Below are 14,459 nucleotides of genomic sequence, written 5' to 3'. Positions count from 1 at the left end.
TGATTCTAAGCCGTGGTGATGGTACTTCCAAGCGCGGTTTCGTCAAACCGCGCCCGCGATGCGCACCAGGGTGCGCCCGAACGAGTCGCCAGCGAGCATACGCGCAAATACGCCGGGCAGTTCATCGAGACCCGCTTCGCGGGTGACGATGCGATCCAGATGCTGCGGTTTCCAGTCGCTGGCGAGGTGCTGCCAGATCCTGTCGCGGAGGTCGCGGGCGGTGCCGGCCGAGGCGACCCCGAGCAGGCTCACGCCGCGGATGATGAACGGCATCACCGTACTGTCGAAGGCGATGCCGCCGGCATTGCCGCAGATCGCCACGTTGCCGTACGGACTGGTCAGCGGCAGCAGGCCGCTGAGCATGCTGCCGCCGACGCTGTCCAGCGCGCCGCCGAAGCGGGCCGAATCCATCGGCTTGCCGCTGAAGGCGAGCTGGTGGCGGTCGATGCATTCGCCGGCGCCAAGCTCGCGCAGAAAATCGAAATGCCCGGCCTTGCCGCTGATCGCATGCACTTCGTAGCCGGCGCGGCTGAAGATGTCGATCGCCAGCATGCCGACGCCGCCGCTGGCGCCGGTCACCGCAATCGGCCCCAGTGCCGGCGTCTGCCGGTTGTCTTGCATGCGCAGCAGCGCCAGCGCAGCGGTGAAGCCGGCGGTGCCGATGATCATGCTCTCGCGCAGGCTCAAGCCGGGCGGTAGCGGAATCGCCCAGCGCGCATCGAGGCGCGCGTATTCGCCGTAGCCGCCGTCGCGCGTCTCGGAGAGGCCGCTGCCGGTGCACAGCACCGCGTCGCCTTCCTTGAATGCGGGATCGGTCGAGGCGACCACGTGGCCGGCCACGTCGATGCCGCCGTTGAGCGGGTAGGTGCGCAGGATCCGGCCCTTGCCGGTGCCGGCCAGCGCGTCCTTGTAGTTGACCGAGGAGTACGCAACCTTGACCAGCACCTCGCCGGGCGACAGCGCGCCGGTGTCCATGCTCTCGACGCCGGCGCGGTGGCCGGTGTCGTCGTGGTGGATGCGGAAAGCGCGAAAGGCGGTCATGTCGATGTCCCGTGGCGGTTGTTCAGGCGCTGACGCTGCTGGTGTCGATCCACTTGGGGATGTAACTGCCCTGGTAGACCTGCATCCAGTCGAACAGCGCGGTCATGTCGTCGCCGAACCAGATGCTGTCGCGTTGCTCGGCGCGCACGAAGTTCTCGTCGACCATGTGCTCCATCATCGTGCGCAGGTCGCGGTAGTAGCCGCGCACGTCGAGGAAGGCGCAGGGATAGCGGTGCAGGCCCAGTTGTGCCCAGGTCAGCATCTCGAACATCTCGTCCATCGTGCCGAAGCCGCCGGGCAGGGCGACGAACGCGTCGGACAGCTCGTACATGCGCGTCTTGCGCTGGTGCATGGTCTCGACGACCACCAGTTCGCTCAGGCCGGGATGGGCCACTTCAAGTTCCACCAGCTGGCGAGGAATCACCCCGATGACCCTGCCGCCGCCGGCGAGCACCGCGTCGGCCACCACGCCCATCAGGCCGACCTTGCCGCCGCCGTAGACCAGCGCGATGCCGCGTCGGGCCATTTCCGTACCGAAGGCGCGTGCCTGCTCGGCGTACTCGGGATGTCGGCCGCTGCTGGAGCCGCAGTAGACACAGATGGCAGTGGGTTGGGGCATGAGGGCTGCCTTGGTGACTACGCGGAAACGTCAATGGTCGTCATTCCCGCGAAAGCGGGAATCCATCTTGACCTTGTCGTGCGGGCACAGTGGATTCCCGCTTTCGCGGGAATGACGGCTGAGTGGCAACACAAGTGGGCTGCTGTCGAGCGAAGCCCCTGGATCCCGGAACCAACATGCATCAATAGTGTTGTCCGGGATGAGTGCATCCTGCGCTCAATTGCCCTTGTGGATGGCGCGCTTGTCGACCGACAACGCGGCCTCGTGCACGGCTTCGGAGAGGGTCGGGTGGGCGTGGACGATGCGCGCCAGATCCTCGGACGAGCCCTTGAACTCCATCGCCACCACGCACTCGGCGATCAGCTCGGAGACGCCCGGGCCGACCATGTGCACGCCGAGAATGCGATCGGTTTCCGCGTGGGCGAGCATCTTCACCTGGCCGACCGCCTCGTTCATCGCGACGGCGCGACCGATCGCGGCGAACGGGAAGCTGCCGACCTTGTACGGGATGCCGGCGTCCTTCAATTCCTTTTCGGTCTTGCCGGCCCAGGCGATTTCCGGCTCGGTGTAGATCACCCACGGGATGGTGTCGTAGTTGACGTGGCCGGCCTTGCCGGCGATCCACTCGGCCACTGCGACGCCTTCCTCGGAACCCTTGTGCGCCAGCATCGGGCCGCGCACGGCGTCGCCGATCGCCCACACGCCGTCGACGCCGGTGTGGTTGTGCTCGTCCACCGCGATGCGGCCGCGCTCGTCCAGCTTCACGCCGGTGTCGTCGGCCAGCAGGCCGGCGGTATAGGCACGGCGGCCCACGGCGACCAGCAGCTTGTCGACGACGAGCTTCTGCTCGCCGTCCTTGTCGGTGTAGGTGAGGTGCACGCCGTCCTTCTTCACCTCGGCCTTGTTGAGCTTGGCGTTGAGCTTGATGGTCAGGCCCTGCTTGGCGAATTCCCTGGCGGCGACCTTGGCCACGTCGGCATCGGCGACCGAGAGGAACTCCGGCAGCGCCTCGATGATGGTGACGTCGGCGCCGAGGCGCTTCCACACGCTGCCCAGCTCCAGACCGATCACGCCGGCGCCGATCACGCCGAGGCGCTTCGGCACTTCGGTGAAGTCCAGCGCGCCGGCGTTGTCGACGATCGCCTTGCCGTCGAACTTGGCGAACGGCAACTCGATCGGCACCGAGCCGGAGGCGAGGATCACGTTGGTGGCGCTGATCGTCTGCTTGGCGCCGTCTGCCCCGGTGATCTCGACGTTGTTTTCTTTGAGCAATTTGCCGGTACCGAAGTACGGCGTGACCTTGTTCGCCTTGAACAGCTGCGCCACGCCGCCGGTGAACTGCTTGACGATCTTGTCCTTGCGGCCGACGAAGGTGGACACGTCGATCTTCGCGTTGTCGGCGGTGATGCCATGCACGCCGAAGTTGTGCGTGAGGTTGTGGAATTGGCGCGAGGAGTCGAGCAGCGCCTTGGACGGGATGCAGCCCACGTTGAGGCAGGTGCCGCCGAGCGCCTGCTTGCCGTCCTTGCCGGCGAACGCGTCGACGCAGGCGGTCTTCAAGCCCAGCTGTGCGGCGCGGATCGCAGCCACATAGCCGGCCGGGCCGGCGCCGATGACGATGACATCGAATTTTGATTGTTCGCTCATTGCATTCACTCACGGGATTCGGGATTGGGGATTCGGGATTCGTAAGAGCTAAAGGCGATCGGCGCCGAGGCGAGTCCCGAATGTCGCGCGGGACCCGGGCGGGGTGGGGATTCGAAAGGGCGCCAGGTGCGCGCTTTTCCGAATCCCGAATCCCAAATCCCGAATCCCGGATGTTGCTCGGCCTTACAGGCCGAGCAACATCCTCTGCGGATTCTCCAGCTGGTTCTTGATATCCACCAGGAACAGCACTGCGTCCTTGCCGTCGATGATGCGGTGGTCGTAGCTGATCGCGATGTACATCATCGGCGCGGCGATGATCTGGCCGTTCTCGACGATGGCGCGTTCCTTGATCGTGTGCATGCCCAGGATGGCGCTCTGCGGCGGATTGACGATCGGGGTGGACAGCAACGAACCGAAGGTGCCGCCGTTGGTGATGGTGAACGTGCCGCCCTGCAGGTCGTCCAGCGACAGCTTGTTCGCGCGCGCCTTGGTGGCGTAGTCGGCGATGCCCTTCTCGACATCGGCGAAGCTCATGTCCTGCACGTCGCGCAGCACCGGCGTGACCAGGCCCTTGTCGGTGGACACGGCGATCGAGATGTCCTGGTAGCCGTGGTAGATCACGTCGTTGCCGTCGACCGACGCGTTGACGAACGGGTAGCGCTTCAGCGCTTCGGCGGCGGCCTTGACGAAGAAGCTCATGAAGCCGAGCTTGACGCCGTGTTCCTTCTGGAACGCGTCGCCGAGTGCCTTGCGCATCTTCACCACTTCGCTCAGGTTCACTTCGTTGAACGAGGTGAGCATGGCGATCGAGTTCTTCGACTGCATCAGGCGCTCGGCGATGCGTGCGCGCATGCGGGTCATCGGCACGCGCTCTTCCGGACGCGAGCCCGGGGTCGGCTTCGCCGCCGGTGCGGCGGCGGCAGGGGCCGCCGTGCCACCCTTGCCGTAGTTGACCAGGTCTTCCTTGGTCACGCGGCCGTCGCGACCGGTGCCGGCGACCTTGGACGGGTCGATCTTCTCTTCGGTGGCCACGCGCAGGCCGGCCGGGGAAAGACCCTCGGCGCCCTTGGCGGCAGCCGTCGGCGCGGCCGGCGCGGGAGCGGCAGCCGCCGGTGCCGGCGCGGCAGCTGCGGGAGCCGGCGCGGCGGCAACAGCGCCTTCCTCGATGATCGCGATGATCTGCTCGCTGTTCACCGTGTCGCCGACCTGGTGGCGGATTTCCTTCAGCACGCCGTCGACCGGCGAGGGCACTTCCAGCACCACCTTGTCGGTTTCGAGGTCGACCAGGTTCTCGTCGCGCTTCACCGCGTCGCCGGCCTGCTTGTGCCAGCTGGCGATGGTGGCGTCGGAGACGGACTCGGGCAGGACGGGGACTTTGAGTTCGATGGACATGCGTGATCCTTGGGTCTTTATTCTGCGGAGTGGTCGGTGCCGACCGGCGTGCTGAGCGCCTGTTCGACGAGTGCTGCCTGTTCGGCGACGTGGGTGTTGTGGTGACCGGCGGCCGGTGCCGGCGAGCGTGCGCGCCCTGCGTACGAGAGACTGTGCTTGGCTCCGATGCAGGCCTGCAGGTGGTGGCGGATCTGGAACCAGGCGCCCTGGTTCATCGGTTCTTCCTGGCACCAGATCACTTCCTTGGCGGAAGGATACTTGTCCAGTTCGGCGCTGACTTCGGTGCGCGGGAACGGATACAGCTGCTCGACGCGCACGATCGCCACGTCGGCCAGCCCGCGCTTGTCGGCTTCCTCCAGCAGGTCGTAGTAGACCTTGCCGGAGCACAGCACGACGCGCTTGACCTTCTTCGCGGCCAGCTCGCGATGCTCGCCGATCACCAGCTGGAAGCTGCCGTTGGCCAGTTCGTCCAGCGTGGACACCGCCAGCTTGTGGCGCAGCAGCGACTTCGGCGTCATCACGATCAGCGGCTTGCGCGCGGCACGCAGCATCTGCCGCCGGATCATGTGGAAATCCTGCGCCGGCGTGGTCGGCACGCAGACCTGCATGTTGTCCATCGCGCACAGCTGCAGGAAGCGTTCGAGGCGCGCGGAGGAATGCTCCGGGCCCTGGCCTTCGTAGCCGTGCGGCAACAACAGCACCAGGCCGCACAGGCGGTTCCACTTCGCTTCACCGGAGCTGATGAACTGGTCGATCACCACCTGCGCGCCGTTGGCGAAGTCGCCGAACTGGGCTTCCCAGATGTTGAGCGTGTCGGGGTCGGTAGTGGAGTGGCCGTACTCGAACGCCATCACCGCTTCTTCGCTGAGCAGCGAGTCGATCACTTCGACGTCGGCACCATCACGAATGTTTGCCAGCGGCAGGTAGGTGTGGCCGTCCTTCTGGTCATGTAGTACCGCATGGCGGTGGAAGAACGTGCCGCGGCCGGAATCCTGGCCGACCAGGCGCATGTCGAAACCGCCCTCGACCAGGGTGGCGTAGGCGAGGTTTTCGGCGAAGCCCCAGTCGGCCGGCAGTTCGCCCGCGGCCATCTTGCGGCGGTCGTCGTAGATCTTCGCCACGCGCGCCTGCAGGGTGATGTCGGCCGGCAGGGCGAGGATCTGGCTGGAGAGTTTCTGCAGCTTCTGCTTCGGCACCGTGGTGTCGGTCGGCATGGACAGCTTGCCGCCGAGGAAACGGGCCCAGTCGACGTGGCCGTCGCGAACCGGCGCGGCGTCCAGCTCGGTCATCGGCGCGCCGGCTTCCAGGCGGTCGCGGTAGGCCTCGAACTGCTTCTGCGCATCGCCGTCGGCCAGCACGCCTTCCTTCACCAGCTGCTGCTGGTACAGGTCGCGCGCGGTCGGGCGCTTGCGGATGATCTGGTACATCACCGGTTGCGTGGCGGCCGGCTCGTCGGCCTCGTTGTGGCCGTGGCGGCGGTAGCAGACCAGGTCGATCACCACGTCCTTGCGGAACGTCTTGCGGAATTCGTAGGCAAGCCGGGTCACCAGGATCACCGCTTCCGGGTCGTCGCCGTTCACGTGCAGCACCGGCGCGTTGACCATCTTGGCCAGGTCGGTGCAGTACATGGTGGAACGGGCGTCCTGCGGATTGGAGGTGGTGAAGCCGACCTGGTTGTTGATCACGATGTGCAGGCTGCCGCCGATCTTGAAGCCGCGCGCCTGCGACATGTTGAACAGTTCCATGTTCACGCCCTGGCCGGCCAGCGCCGCGTCGCCGTGGATCAGCACGGCCATCGACTGCGTGTGCATGGTGTCGCGGCGGCGGGTCTGGCGCGCATGCACCGAACCGGTCACCACCGGGTTGACGATCTCCAGGTGCGACGGGTTGAACGCCAGCGCCACGTGCACGCCGCCCTTGGGCGTCTTGACGTCGGCGGAAAAGCCCATGTGGTACTTCACGTCGCCGGAGTGGGCCGGGTCGTCGGGGTGCTCGAACTTGCCCTCGAACTCGTCGAACAAAGTCTTCGGCGGCTTGCCCAGGATGTTGACCAGCACGTTGAGGCGGCCGCGATGGGCCATGCCGATCACCAGTTCCTTGATGCCATTGTCGCCGGCGGCGCGCACCACGTCGTCGAGCATCGGGATCAGGCTGTCGCCGCCTTCCAGCGAGAAGCGCTTCTGGCCGACGTATTTCGTGTGCAGGTAGCGCTCCAGGCCCTCGGCGGCGGTGAGGCCGTCCAGCACGCGTTGCTTGCCGGCCTTGTCCAGGCCGCTCTGGCCGCTGGCCTGCTCGAGTCGGCTGTAGATCCAGTTGCGCTGCTCGTGGTTGCTGATGTGCATGAACTCGGCGCCGATCGTGCTGGCGTAGGTCTTCTGCAGGCGGGCCAGCAGGTCGCGCAGTTTCAAGCGCTGGCCGCTGCCGGCGTAGTTGCCGGTGTCGAATTCGGTGTCGAGGTCGGCGTCGGAAAGGCCGTGGAAGGCGAGGCCGAGATCCGGTGCCGGCATCTTCTCGGCCAGGCCGAGCGGATCGAGCTCGGCGGCAAGGTGGCCGCGCGAGCGGTAGGCGGTGAGCAGGCGCAGCACGCCGGCCTGCTTGCGCGCGTGCTCGTCGCTCATCGGCACGCTGGCGACGCCGTTGTGGCGCTGCTTTTGTGCGGCCTCGATGCGCGCAATGGCCGCGGTATGGGAGACGTCTCCCGACTCGCGGCCCTTGAAGGATGCAAAGTAGTTGGCCCATTCGGCGGGCACCGCCGAGGCATCGGCTAGCCAGGCGTCGTAGAGCGATTCGACGTAATCGGCGTTGTCGCCAGCGAGTTGGGAGGAGTCGAAGAACTCGCGGATCAGGTTTGTAGTCACGTCACCACCGGCAGGGAAAGGATGCTTGCAGCCATCCGTGTGACCTTTGAAGTCGCGGTTCCCGGTCGGTTTTCAAGCCCGACAGGCCGCTTGTACGGATGACTGGGGAGAATCCCGACGATTATAGCCTTTGCCTGCTGCGACGCGGCAACCTGCGAGCCGTCTGGAATGGTCTGTCGGTGGGCATTTCAGACGATGGTCTAACGAGCATTTCGTCGCAGGCAACGGTTTCATGCGCTTTGTCGCGGGCATGGGCAGCCAGGCAGGCGAAAACTCCGGGCCAGCTGCGGTTCAGTCGGCTCAGATGCCCAGCGCCTGCAGCTCGCTGGCCGGTTCGGCGCGTTCCCATACTTCGTCGAAGTGCTGCTGCAGCGGTGCCTGGCTGGCGCGGTCGTGGCGGGCGGCGCGGCCTTGCGCGCGATCGGCCTCGGGCAGGAACAGGTAACCGCCGGCGTCGTTGAGCAGGTAGGCCGAGATGTAGGCCAGGTCGGCTTCCTCCACCGGTGTGCGGATCTGGATCGCACTGGACAGGCGCTGCGCCAGCGCGACCAGCCGATGGTCGCTGCGCAGCGCGGCGGCCGGGTCGTGCAGCAGGATGCGGATCTGCGCGCCGCGGCCGGAGATCGCGATGCGCCGCAGTTCGGCCAGTTCTTCCGCGCTGGCGTAGACATCGTTGCCCAGCAACGGCAGGTAGATGGACAGCCGGTGCCGCGCGTCGCGCAGCAGTTGCAGACGCGCTTCGGCAGTCTCGCCGCGCGTGCCGGCGGGCAGTGCGCCGATGTCGCGCAGCGGTTCTGCTTCGTCGGTATCCGCGGGCAGGGCCAGGCGCATCGCCCGGTGCGGCAGGCCGGCGTCCTCGAACTCCTCGCCGTACGCGACGAAATCCTCGCGCTCGTAGAAACCGATGGCGCTGACCTGGGCGTCCAGCGCCACTTCCGGCCAGCCTTGCGCGCGGGCGCGGGCGACCAGTTCGCGCAGCAACGCCACGCCGACGCCGCGACCGCGCCACTCCTGCAGCACGGCCATGCGGCCGATCTTGTGTGCGGGCGTGAGCCGGCCGCAACCGATCGGCCGGCCGGCGTCGTCGCGTGCCAGCACGTGCCAGCAATCCCCATCGAGCCCGTCGCGCTCGCGCTGCTCGGGCACGCCTTGTTCCTGGATGAACACGCTGCCGCGCAGGTCGAGCAGGGCGCTGCGCTGGTTCTCGCGTGACCAGTCGGCGATCTCGATGTGGAAGTCCTGCAGCTTCATCGGCGTCGGCGCGATTTGCGTGGCAGCAGATGGCCGTCGTTGACCAAGGCCAACAACAGATGGCGTTCGACCGCGTCGAGCATGCCGTCGACGGTGAGCGCACGCTGCTCGCACAACTGCTGCGCCAGCGCGGGCGTGGCGGGGTAGGCGTGGCCGCTGACGTACAGCGTGCAGGCGGACTTGCCGCGGCTCCAGGCCAACCGCGACCAGGGGTGGCGCAGCAACTGCGCGCCGGCGTCGAGCTGCTTGGCCAGCGCGGCCTCGTCCAGCGGCTTTTCCAGCGGCGCCGGTGCCTGCGCGTTGCGGTAGCGCGTGATGAAGCGGCCGAACCAGTCGCGCAGCATGTCGTCGCGCAGGGCGGCGGCGAATGGCAGCGCATCCTTCAGGCGTTCGATCGCGGCGCGGTCGATCTCGCCGGTGGCGGTGGCCGGCTTGAGGTCCGGATCGGCGTAGCGCAATTCTTCCGGCAGGTGCTCGGCGATGAAGTCGGCCAGGTCGCCGGTCAGCTCGGCCTGCGACGGTGCGCGCATGCCGATCGAGAACGTCATGCACGGCCCACCGAACGCCACGCCGTCGTGCGGCACGCCCGGCGGCAGGTACAGCATGTCGCCCGGTTCGAGCAGCCATTCGTGGGTCGATTCGAAGTGCACCAGCTGCTTGAGTTCCACGTCGTGGCGGAACGCCTTCGGCGCCAGCGGGTCGTCGCTGATCGCCCAGTGGCGCGACCCCAAGCCCTGCAGCAGGAACACGTCGTACTGGTCGACGTGGGCGCCGACACCGCCGCCGGGCTCGGCGTAGGAGACCATCACGTCGTCCACGCGCCAGCTCGGCAGGAAGCCGAAATGCTGCAGCAGGCCGGCGACGTCCGCGTCCCACTTGTCGACATCCTGCACCAGCAGGGTCCAGTTGCTGTCCGGGGTCTTGGCGAAGTCGGCCTCGCTCAGCGGGCCGGAGTTGACGTGCCAACGGTCGCGCTTCTCGTCGTGCACGATCAGCCGAGCCAGCGCGGCCGGTTCGCAGGCCAGGCCGGCCAGGTCGTCCGGCTGCAGCGGCGGCTGGAAGTCGGGGAAGGCGTTGCGGATCAGCAGTGGGCGCTTCTGCCAGTAGTCGCGCAGGAAACGGGCGGGCGACATGCCCAGCGGCTGCTTCGCGGAGCCACGGACTTCGATCGGAAAGGGGGCTGGCTTGGTCATTCGCGCATTGTAGCGGCGACCGGCATGGCTTCTGACGGAAATCTTCACCTGGGCGGGAGCATGATCGCGCGACGGTTTTTTCCCCAGCCTGCCGGAGCACTCCCATGATCTACGACAGCATCCTCGACACCATTGGCAACACGCCGATCATCCGGCTCCACCGCCTCGCCCCGAAGCACGTCGAACTCTACGTGAAGGTGGAGGCGTTCAACCCGGCCGGCTCGGTGAAGGACCGGCTCGCCCTGGCGATCATCCTGGACGCCGAGCAGCGCGGTACGTTGAAGCCCGGTCAGACCGTGATCGAAGCCACCTCGGGCAACACCGGCGTGGCGCTGGCTGCGATCTGCGCGGCGCGCGGCTATCCGTTCGTGGCGGTGATGGCCGATACCTTCTCGATCGAGCGGCGCAAGCTGATCCGCGCCTACGGCGGCAAGGTCGTGCTCACGCCCGGCGCCGCGCGCGGCAGCGGCATGGTGGCGAAGGCGGTGGAGCTGGCGCAGAAACACGGCTGGTTCTTCACCAACCAGTTCGAGAACCCCGCCAACCCGGCGTATCACCGGCAGACCACCGCGCCGGAAATCCTGCGCGACTTCGCCGGCCGCCGGCTGGATTATTTCGTTACCGGCTGGGGCACCGGCGGCACGCTGACCGGCGTGGGCGAGGTGCTGAAAGTGGCGCGTCCGAACGTGCAGATCATCGCCACCGAACCGACCGGTGCGGCGCTGCTCTCCGGCAAGGAATGGCAGCCGCACAAGATCCAGGGCTGGACCCCGGACTTCGTGCCGGCCGTGCTCAACCGCAAGGTGGTCGACCGGATCGTGCTGGTCGACGACGTACTGGCCCGCGACACCTCGCGCGAACTGGCGCAGCAGGAAGGCATCTTCACCGGCATCTCCTCCGGCGCCACCCTGGCCGCCGCCGTGCAGGTGGCAGCCGATGCGCCGCCGGGCTCGGTGCTGCTGGCGATGCTGCCGGACACGGGAGAACGTTACTTGTCGACGTTCCTGTTCGAGGGCGTCAACGAGGGCTCGGACGAAGTCTGAGCGCGGTCACGGGCCGGTCGCCCGAGGTTGCCGGCGGCCGCCGGCGATCGTTCCGCGTGTGGCGGCGGGCGCGCGCTTCGACGCGCCTGCTTTCCATTCCGCGATCAGCTTGCAGCCCACGCTGGCCAGCGCCTGGATCGCCGGCAGCAGCTCGCGGCCGAGCGGCGTGAGCGCGTACTCGGCCGACGGCGGCGAAGTATCCAGCACGCGCCGCGTCACCAGCCCGCGCGATTCCAGCTCGCGCAGCCGCGCGCTCAACACGCGCGCGGAGATGCGCGGGATGTCGTGGCGCAGTTCACCGAAGCGGCGCGGTTCGGCGCTCAGGTACCAGACCACGTTCGGCGCCCACGCGCCGCGCAGCAGCGCCAGGCTTTCGGTGAGCGGGCAGGCCGGCGGTGCGGCGACCTTGCTCTTGCGTACGGGCAGGCCCATCGGAGTTCCTTCGGGGGAGTTCGGTAACCGAGCGGATACTACATTTTTCCGCTAACCGATGGTTAGGTGGTATCCATGAGTAACCATGATGGCTAGCATGCCGTCATCGTCCCGGTACGCAGGCTTGCGCCGCCGCGACGGTGATTCTTCCCCACGTCCCCATCACGGAGAAAACGCATGAAGCTTTATTACTCGCCGGGCGCCTGCTCGCTGTCGCCGCACATCGTGGCGCTGGAAGCCGGCATCGCGCTGCCGCTGGAAAAAGTCGACGGCAAGGCCAAGCGCACCGAAGGCGGCGCGGATTTCTGGCAGATCAACCCGAAAGGCTACGTGCCGGTGCTGGCGCTGGACAACGGCGAACTGCTGACCGAAGGCCCGGCGATCGTGCAGTACCTGGCCGACCTCAAGCCCGAGAGCGGCCTGGCCCCCGCCAACGGCACGCTGGCGCGCTACCGCCTGCAGGAGATGCTGGGCTACATCAACTCCGAGATCCACAAGACCTACAGCCCGCTGTTCAAACCGGATACCCCGGAGCCCACCCGCGCCGAGCGCAAGGCATACCTGCTCAAGCGCTACCAATTGATCGAAGACGTGCTGGCGAAGCAGCCGTGGCTGCTCGGCGACCATTTCACCGCAGCCGACGCCTACCTGTTCACCGTCACCAACTGGGCGAAGCACGTCGATCTGAACCTGTCCGGCTTCCCGGCGTTGCTGGCTTTCCAGAAGCGCGTGGCCGAGCGGCCGGCGGTGCAGAAGGCGATGCAGGCAGAAGGGCTGATCAAAGCGGCCGCTTGACCGGTCGCCGCTCAAACGCAAACGGCCGGCATCGCGAGATGCCGGCCGTTCGCGTTTGGTGGGATGTGCAGGAGGGGCTTCGCGAAGAGAGTTGGCTTCACTTTCGGCGCAAGCCTTTCATCATGGAGTAAGTGAACCTGCCCCCGTTTTTGCTCGACTAAATCGATTATACGCCCTCCGCCATACAGAGACTTTCGTAACTTTTCCTTGCATCAACATTCTTCTCGAATACGTACCCAAGGTATTCTTCCACATAATCGTCGGAGGTGGCGTGCTTTTCCGCATCGAGCTGGATGGCGTACCGAAAGGATGAGTAGTACGGGTGGAGTGTGAGTAGGCCGACACCGAACCGGCTGCATACAGAAATTATCTCTTCTAGACCTACAACTTCTTCGCCTTTGGCCCATTCAAGGACGACATATGCCTCATGAGCGAATCGGCGCTGCGATGCTGCTTCAAAGACGGATTCAACGTTCCATCGCTTCCATTGCTTGAGTTCGTACGTGGTAAGGATCACACGGTGCGTCTTAAGGATCGGAAATTTTCTCACCGATATTTTGGTGACATCCGGGTTTGACCACTTGCCACTCTTCCGCAATCCGCTCGTGTCAATGACAAGCGCTGCTTCTTCGTTTTCGGCTGCCTCGGCATCCAAGATAGCGACAAACGGCGTGTAGAGGGCTTTCTCGTTTTCGACGGACGACACGGCGTCTGGAAGCGTCTTCTCCTTCATGCCGCGAGCAGTGATTTGGACGCCGCCGCCCTGGCCTCTCACCTTTTCGATCAGCTTCTCATCCAGCAACTCCTGCTTAATCTTGGCGTACCGGTCGTCGGAAAGCTTGAGCGTCGAGCGGACGTTTCGATTCGATGAGCGGCTTTGTTCTTGCAATAGCCAAATGAGACGATCTTTATCGGCTGGACGGGTCAAGGTGCCTCCTGTTGAGCTGCCGTGTAACGCTTGAATTAAGCCGTGCCGCGAAACGGCTTTGGCTAGGATGAATTGTTTTTTCCCTATGCGAGATCAGCGAGTCGTCTCGCCAAGCGCTCTCTTAGTTCTTGCAAACCCTCGCCATTGTTCAAGTAGGAGATATAGCGCAAGTGTCTCAGATCAAATGGCACGTCATGCTCTGACTGAGTTAGCAGTAAGACCTCTCGGCCCAAGGCGTGTGCTATCCCGATCTCGTAGAAGACATTTGGATTTCGCCCCGTACAGTCGCATATGACAACCTTGGCACGATCTATTAGGTTAACTATGTCTTGGATGATTGCCGGATTTTCCCAAATTTCATCGGCGCGTCGGCAGCGCATTCCCGAGTCCTCTGCCGCACCTTGGATTGACGCATAGACACCTGAGAACAAGGTATCAAAGGGCATCATCACAGAAACGAGGACATCTTCGGTTACTTCCGGATCATTGATTGTAAATACGCGTGGCCTAGAGCGAGTGGGTTGCGCGTGTCTGAGTAGAGTCCTAAAAAGGTCAGCCTCCTTCACCGCCCAATGTGTGCGGGAAAGCTCGCCGTTACTGATGCCGAGCTCTAGGCCGATCTCTTGAAGCTTCATGTTAGAGATTGGTGGAACCAGAGGATCCACCGAGAACTGGAATTCGTAACTACGCCCGGAAAGACGAATGTGCGATATGAGGCCAACTCGCGCAAATTGTTGCTGATTCGGGTGAGTCTCCTCGGCGAATAGAACTGGTAGTTTAATAGCGCGCTGGAGATCGATGCGACCATCAGTACCACGCAGCTCTTCATCGACAGCGGCATCCGCAAACTCAAATACTCGGCTCGCGAGCATTTCGCCACGAGGCTCCAGCCAACCGCCTATGTTTACGAGGAAATTAAACATTTAGAGGGCTCTCAGAGAGGTATGGCGCTTATTAGATCCCAGATTGAAGCATATATACATTGGGGGTCGATGTCCCCGTTTTTTGCGTCGAAAAGAAAAACTCAGTACAGACAGTGGCTTTGCGCGTGGATGAGCGGTCGAGAAAAGAGTAAAAAGCCTTGTGTGTATTGCGAGGATAGGGATAATAAGCCTTATCCCCCCCCACAGACGGGGTCAGGTTCACTTACTGCTGCCGGGAGCCTCGAAAAATCCTAGAACGTCCGTCATTCCAGTTTTTGCTGGGATGACGAGGCTGAAGTGTGGTTATTCGAGGCGACCCACGAGGTGGCTGGGTGTC

Annotated in this window: 12 protein-coding genes; 2 read left to right on the top strand and 10 right to left on the bottom strand. The window is 64.8% G+C overall.

What is annotated here, in order from left to right; translation table 11 throughout:
- Positions 1-42 precede the first annotated feature (42 nt).
- The 7 genes from ASG75_RS04185 to ASG75_RS04155 all read right to left on the bottom strand — a co-directional run bounded on the left by ASG75_RS04185 (position 43) and on the right by ASG75_RS04155 (position 10,001).
- A complete protein-coding gene (locus ASG75_RS04185; RefSeq protein ID WP_056385997.1) occupies positions 43-1,041 on the bottom strand; it encodes a YhdH/YhfP family quinone oxidoreductase in 999 nt (332 codons plus the stop codon).
- Positions 1,042-1,063: 22 nt separating this feature from the next.
- Complete coding sequence (locus ASG75_RS04180; protein ID WP_056385996.1) at positions 1,064-1,660, bottom strand: TIGR00730 family Rossman fold protein; 597 nt, start codon at positions 1,658-1,660, stop codon at positions 1,064-1,066.
- A gap of 216 nt (positions 1,661-1,876) precedes the next feature.
- A complete protein-coding gene (gene lpdA, locus ASG75_RS04175) occupies positions 1,877-3,307 on the bottom strand; it encodes a dihydrolipoyl dehydrogenase (protein WP_056385994.1) in 1,431 nt (476 codons plus the stop codon).
- Between the two features lie 183 nt (positions 3,308-3,490).
- Positions 3,491-4,699 carry a 2-oxoglutarate dehydrogenase complex dihydrolipoyllysine-residue succinyltransferase gene (gene odhB, locus ASG75_RS04170; protein ID WP_056385993.1) on the bottom strand — a complete coding sequence of 403 codons (1,209 nt, stop codon included), beginning with the start codon at positions 4,697-4,699 and terminating at the stop codon, positions 3,491-3,493.
- A gap of 17 nt (positions 4,700-4,716) precedes the next feature.
- Entirely contained in the window at positions 4,717-7,557 is a 2,841-nt protein-coding gene (locus ASG75_RS04165; RefSeq protein WP_056385991.1) for a 2-oxoglutarate dehydrogenase E1 component, read from the bottom strand.
- 300 nt (positions 7,558-7,857) lie between these two features.
- Complete coding sequence (locus ASG75_RS04160) at positions 7,858-8,808, bottom strand: GNAT family N-acetyltransferase (protein ID WP_056385983.1); 951 nt, start codon at positions 8,806-8,808, stop codon at positions 7,858-7,860.
- Entirely contained in the window at positions 8,805-10,001 is a 1,197-nt protein-coding gene (locus ASG75_RS04155; RefSeq protein ID WP_056385981.1) for a cupin domain-containing protein, read from the bottom strand. Before ASG75_RS04155 ends, ASG75_RS04160 begins: the two co-directional genes overlap by 4 nt.
- 104 nt (positions 10,002-10,105) lie before the next feature.
- On the opposite strand from ASG75_RS04155, the gene cysK reads away from it, so the two are divergent.
- A complete protein-coding gene (gene cysK, locus ASG75_RS04150; RefSeq protein WP_056385979.1) occupies positions 10,106-11,044 on the top strand; it encodes a cysteine synthase A in 939 nt (312 codons plus the stop codon).
- Positions 11,045-11,050: 6 nt separating this feature from the next.
- Here the strand turns inward: cysK and ASG75_RS04145 are convergent, their stop codons facing one another.
- Positions 11,051-11,476: a helix-turn-helix domain-containing protein gene (locus tag ASG75_RS04145; protein WP_056385977.1), complete on the bottom strand. Its 426-nt coding sequence runs from the start codon at positions 11,474-11,476 to the stop codon at positions 11,051-11,053.
- 177 nt (positions 11,477-11,653) lie between these two features.
- Here ASG75_RS04145 and gstA point away from each other — a divergent pair, with 177 nt between their 5' ends.
- The gene (gene gstA, locus ASG75_RS04140) at positions 11,654-12,271 is read left to right on the top strand and encodes a glutathione transferase GstA (RefSeq protein ID WP_056385975.1); all 618 of its coding nucleotides are present in this window, start codon (positions 11,654-11,656) and stop codon (positions 12,269-12,271) included.
- A 166-nt stretch (positions 12,272-12,437) separates the two neighbouring features.
- Here the strand turns inward: gstA and ASG75_RS04135 are convergent, their stop codons facing one another.
- On the bottom strand, positions 12,438-13,199 hold the full coding sequence (locus ASG75_RS04135; protein ID WP_157616891.1) for a hypothetical protein: 762 nt from the start codon (positions 13,197-13,199) through the stop codon (positions 12,438-12,440).
- An 83-nt stretch (positions 13,200-13,282) separates the two neighbouring features.
- The gene (locus ASG75_RS16570; protein WP_082547488.1) at positions 13,283-14,122 is read right to left on the bottom strand and encodes a hypothetical protein; all 840 of its coding nucleotides are present in this window, start codon (positions 14,120-14,122) and stop codon (positions 13,283-13,285) included.
- Positions 14,123-14,459: the final 337 nt, after the last annotated feature.

Source organism: Rhodanobacter sp. Soil772, assembly GCF_001428385.1.
Lineage (GTDB): Bacteria > Pseudomonadota > Gammaproteobacteria > Xanthomonadales > Rhodanobacteraceae > Rhodanobacter.
The sequence above is the reverse complement of the archived record's forward strand: the minus strand, read 5'-3'. Positions and strand labels throughout refer to the sequence as shown.

Excerpts from the sequence above, each read along its gene's own strand:
- ASG75_RS04185 (WP_056385997.1), bottom strand. The coding sequence starts at position 1,041 with ATGACCGCCTTTCGCGCTTTCCGCATCCACCACGACGACACCGGCCAC.
- ASG75_RS04180 (WP_056385996.1), bottom strand. The coding sequence starts at position 1,660 with ATGCCCCAACCCACTGCCATCTGTGTCTACTGCGGCTCCAGCAGCGGC.
- lpdA (WP_056385994.1), bottom strand. The coding sequence starts at position 3,307 with ATGAGCGAACAATCAAAATTCGATGTCATCGTCATCGGCGCCGGCCCG.
- odhB (WP_056385993.1), bottom strand. The coding sequence starts at position 4,699 with ATGTCCATCGAACTCAAAGTCCCCGTCCTGCCCGAGTCCGTCTCCGAC.
- ASG75_RS04160 (WP_056385983.1), bottom strand. The coding sequence starts at position 8,808 with ATGAAGCTGCAGGACTTCCACATCGAGATCGCCGACTGGTCACGCGAG.
- ASG75_RS04155 (WP_056385981.1), bottom strand. The coding sequence starts at position 10,001 with ATGACCAAGCCAGCCCCCTTTCCGATCGAAGTCCGTGGCTCCGCGAAG.
- cysK (WP_056385979.1), top strand. The coding sequence starts at position 10,106 with ATGATCTACGACAGCATCCTCGACACCATTGGCAACACGCCGATCATC.
- ASG75_RS04145 (WP_056385977.1), bottom strand. The coding sequence starts at position 11,476 with ATGGGCCTGCCCGTACGCAAGAGCAAGGTCGCCGCACCGCCGGCCTGC.
- gstA (WP_056385975.1), top strand. The coding sequence starts at position 11,654 with ATGAAGCTTTATTACTCGCCGGGCGCCTGCTCGCTGTCGCCGCACATC.
- ASG75_RS16570 (WP_082547488.1), bottom strand. The coding sequence starts at position 14,122 with ATGTTTAATTTCCTCGTAAACATAGGCGGTTGGCTGGAGCCTCGTGGC.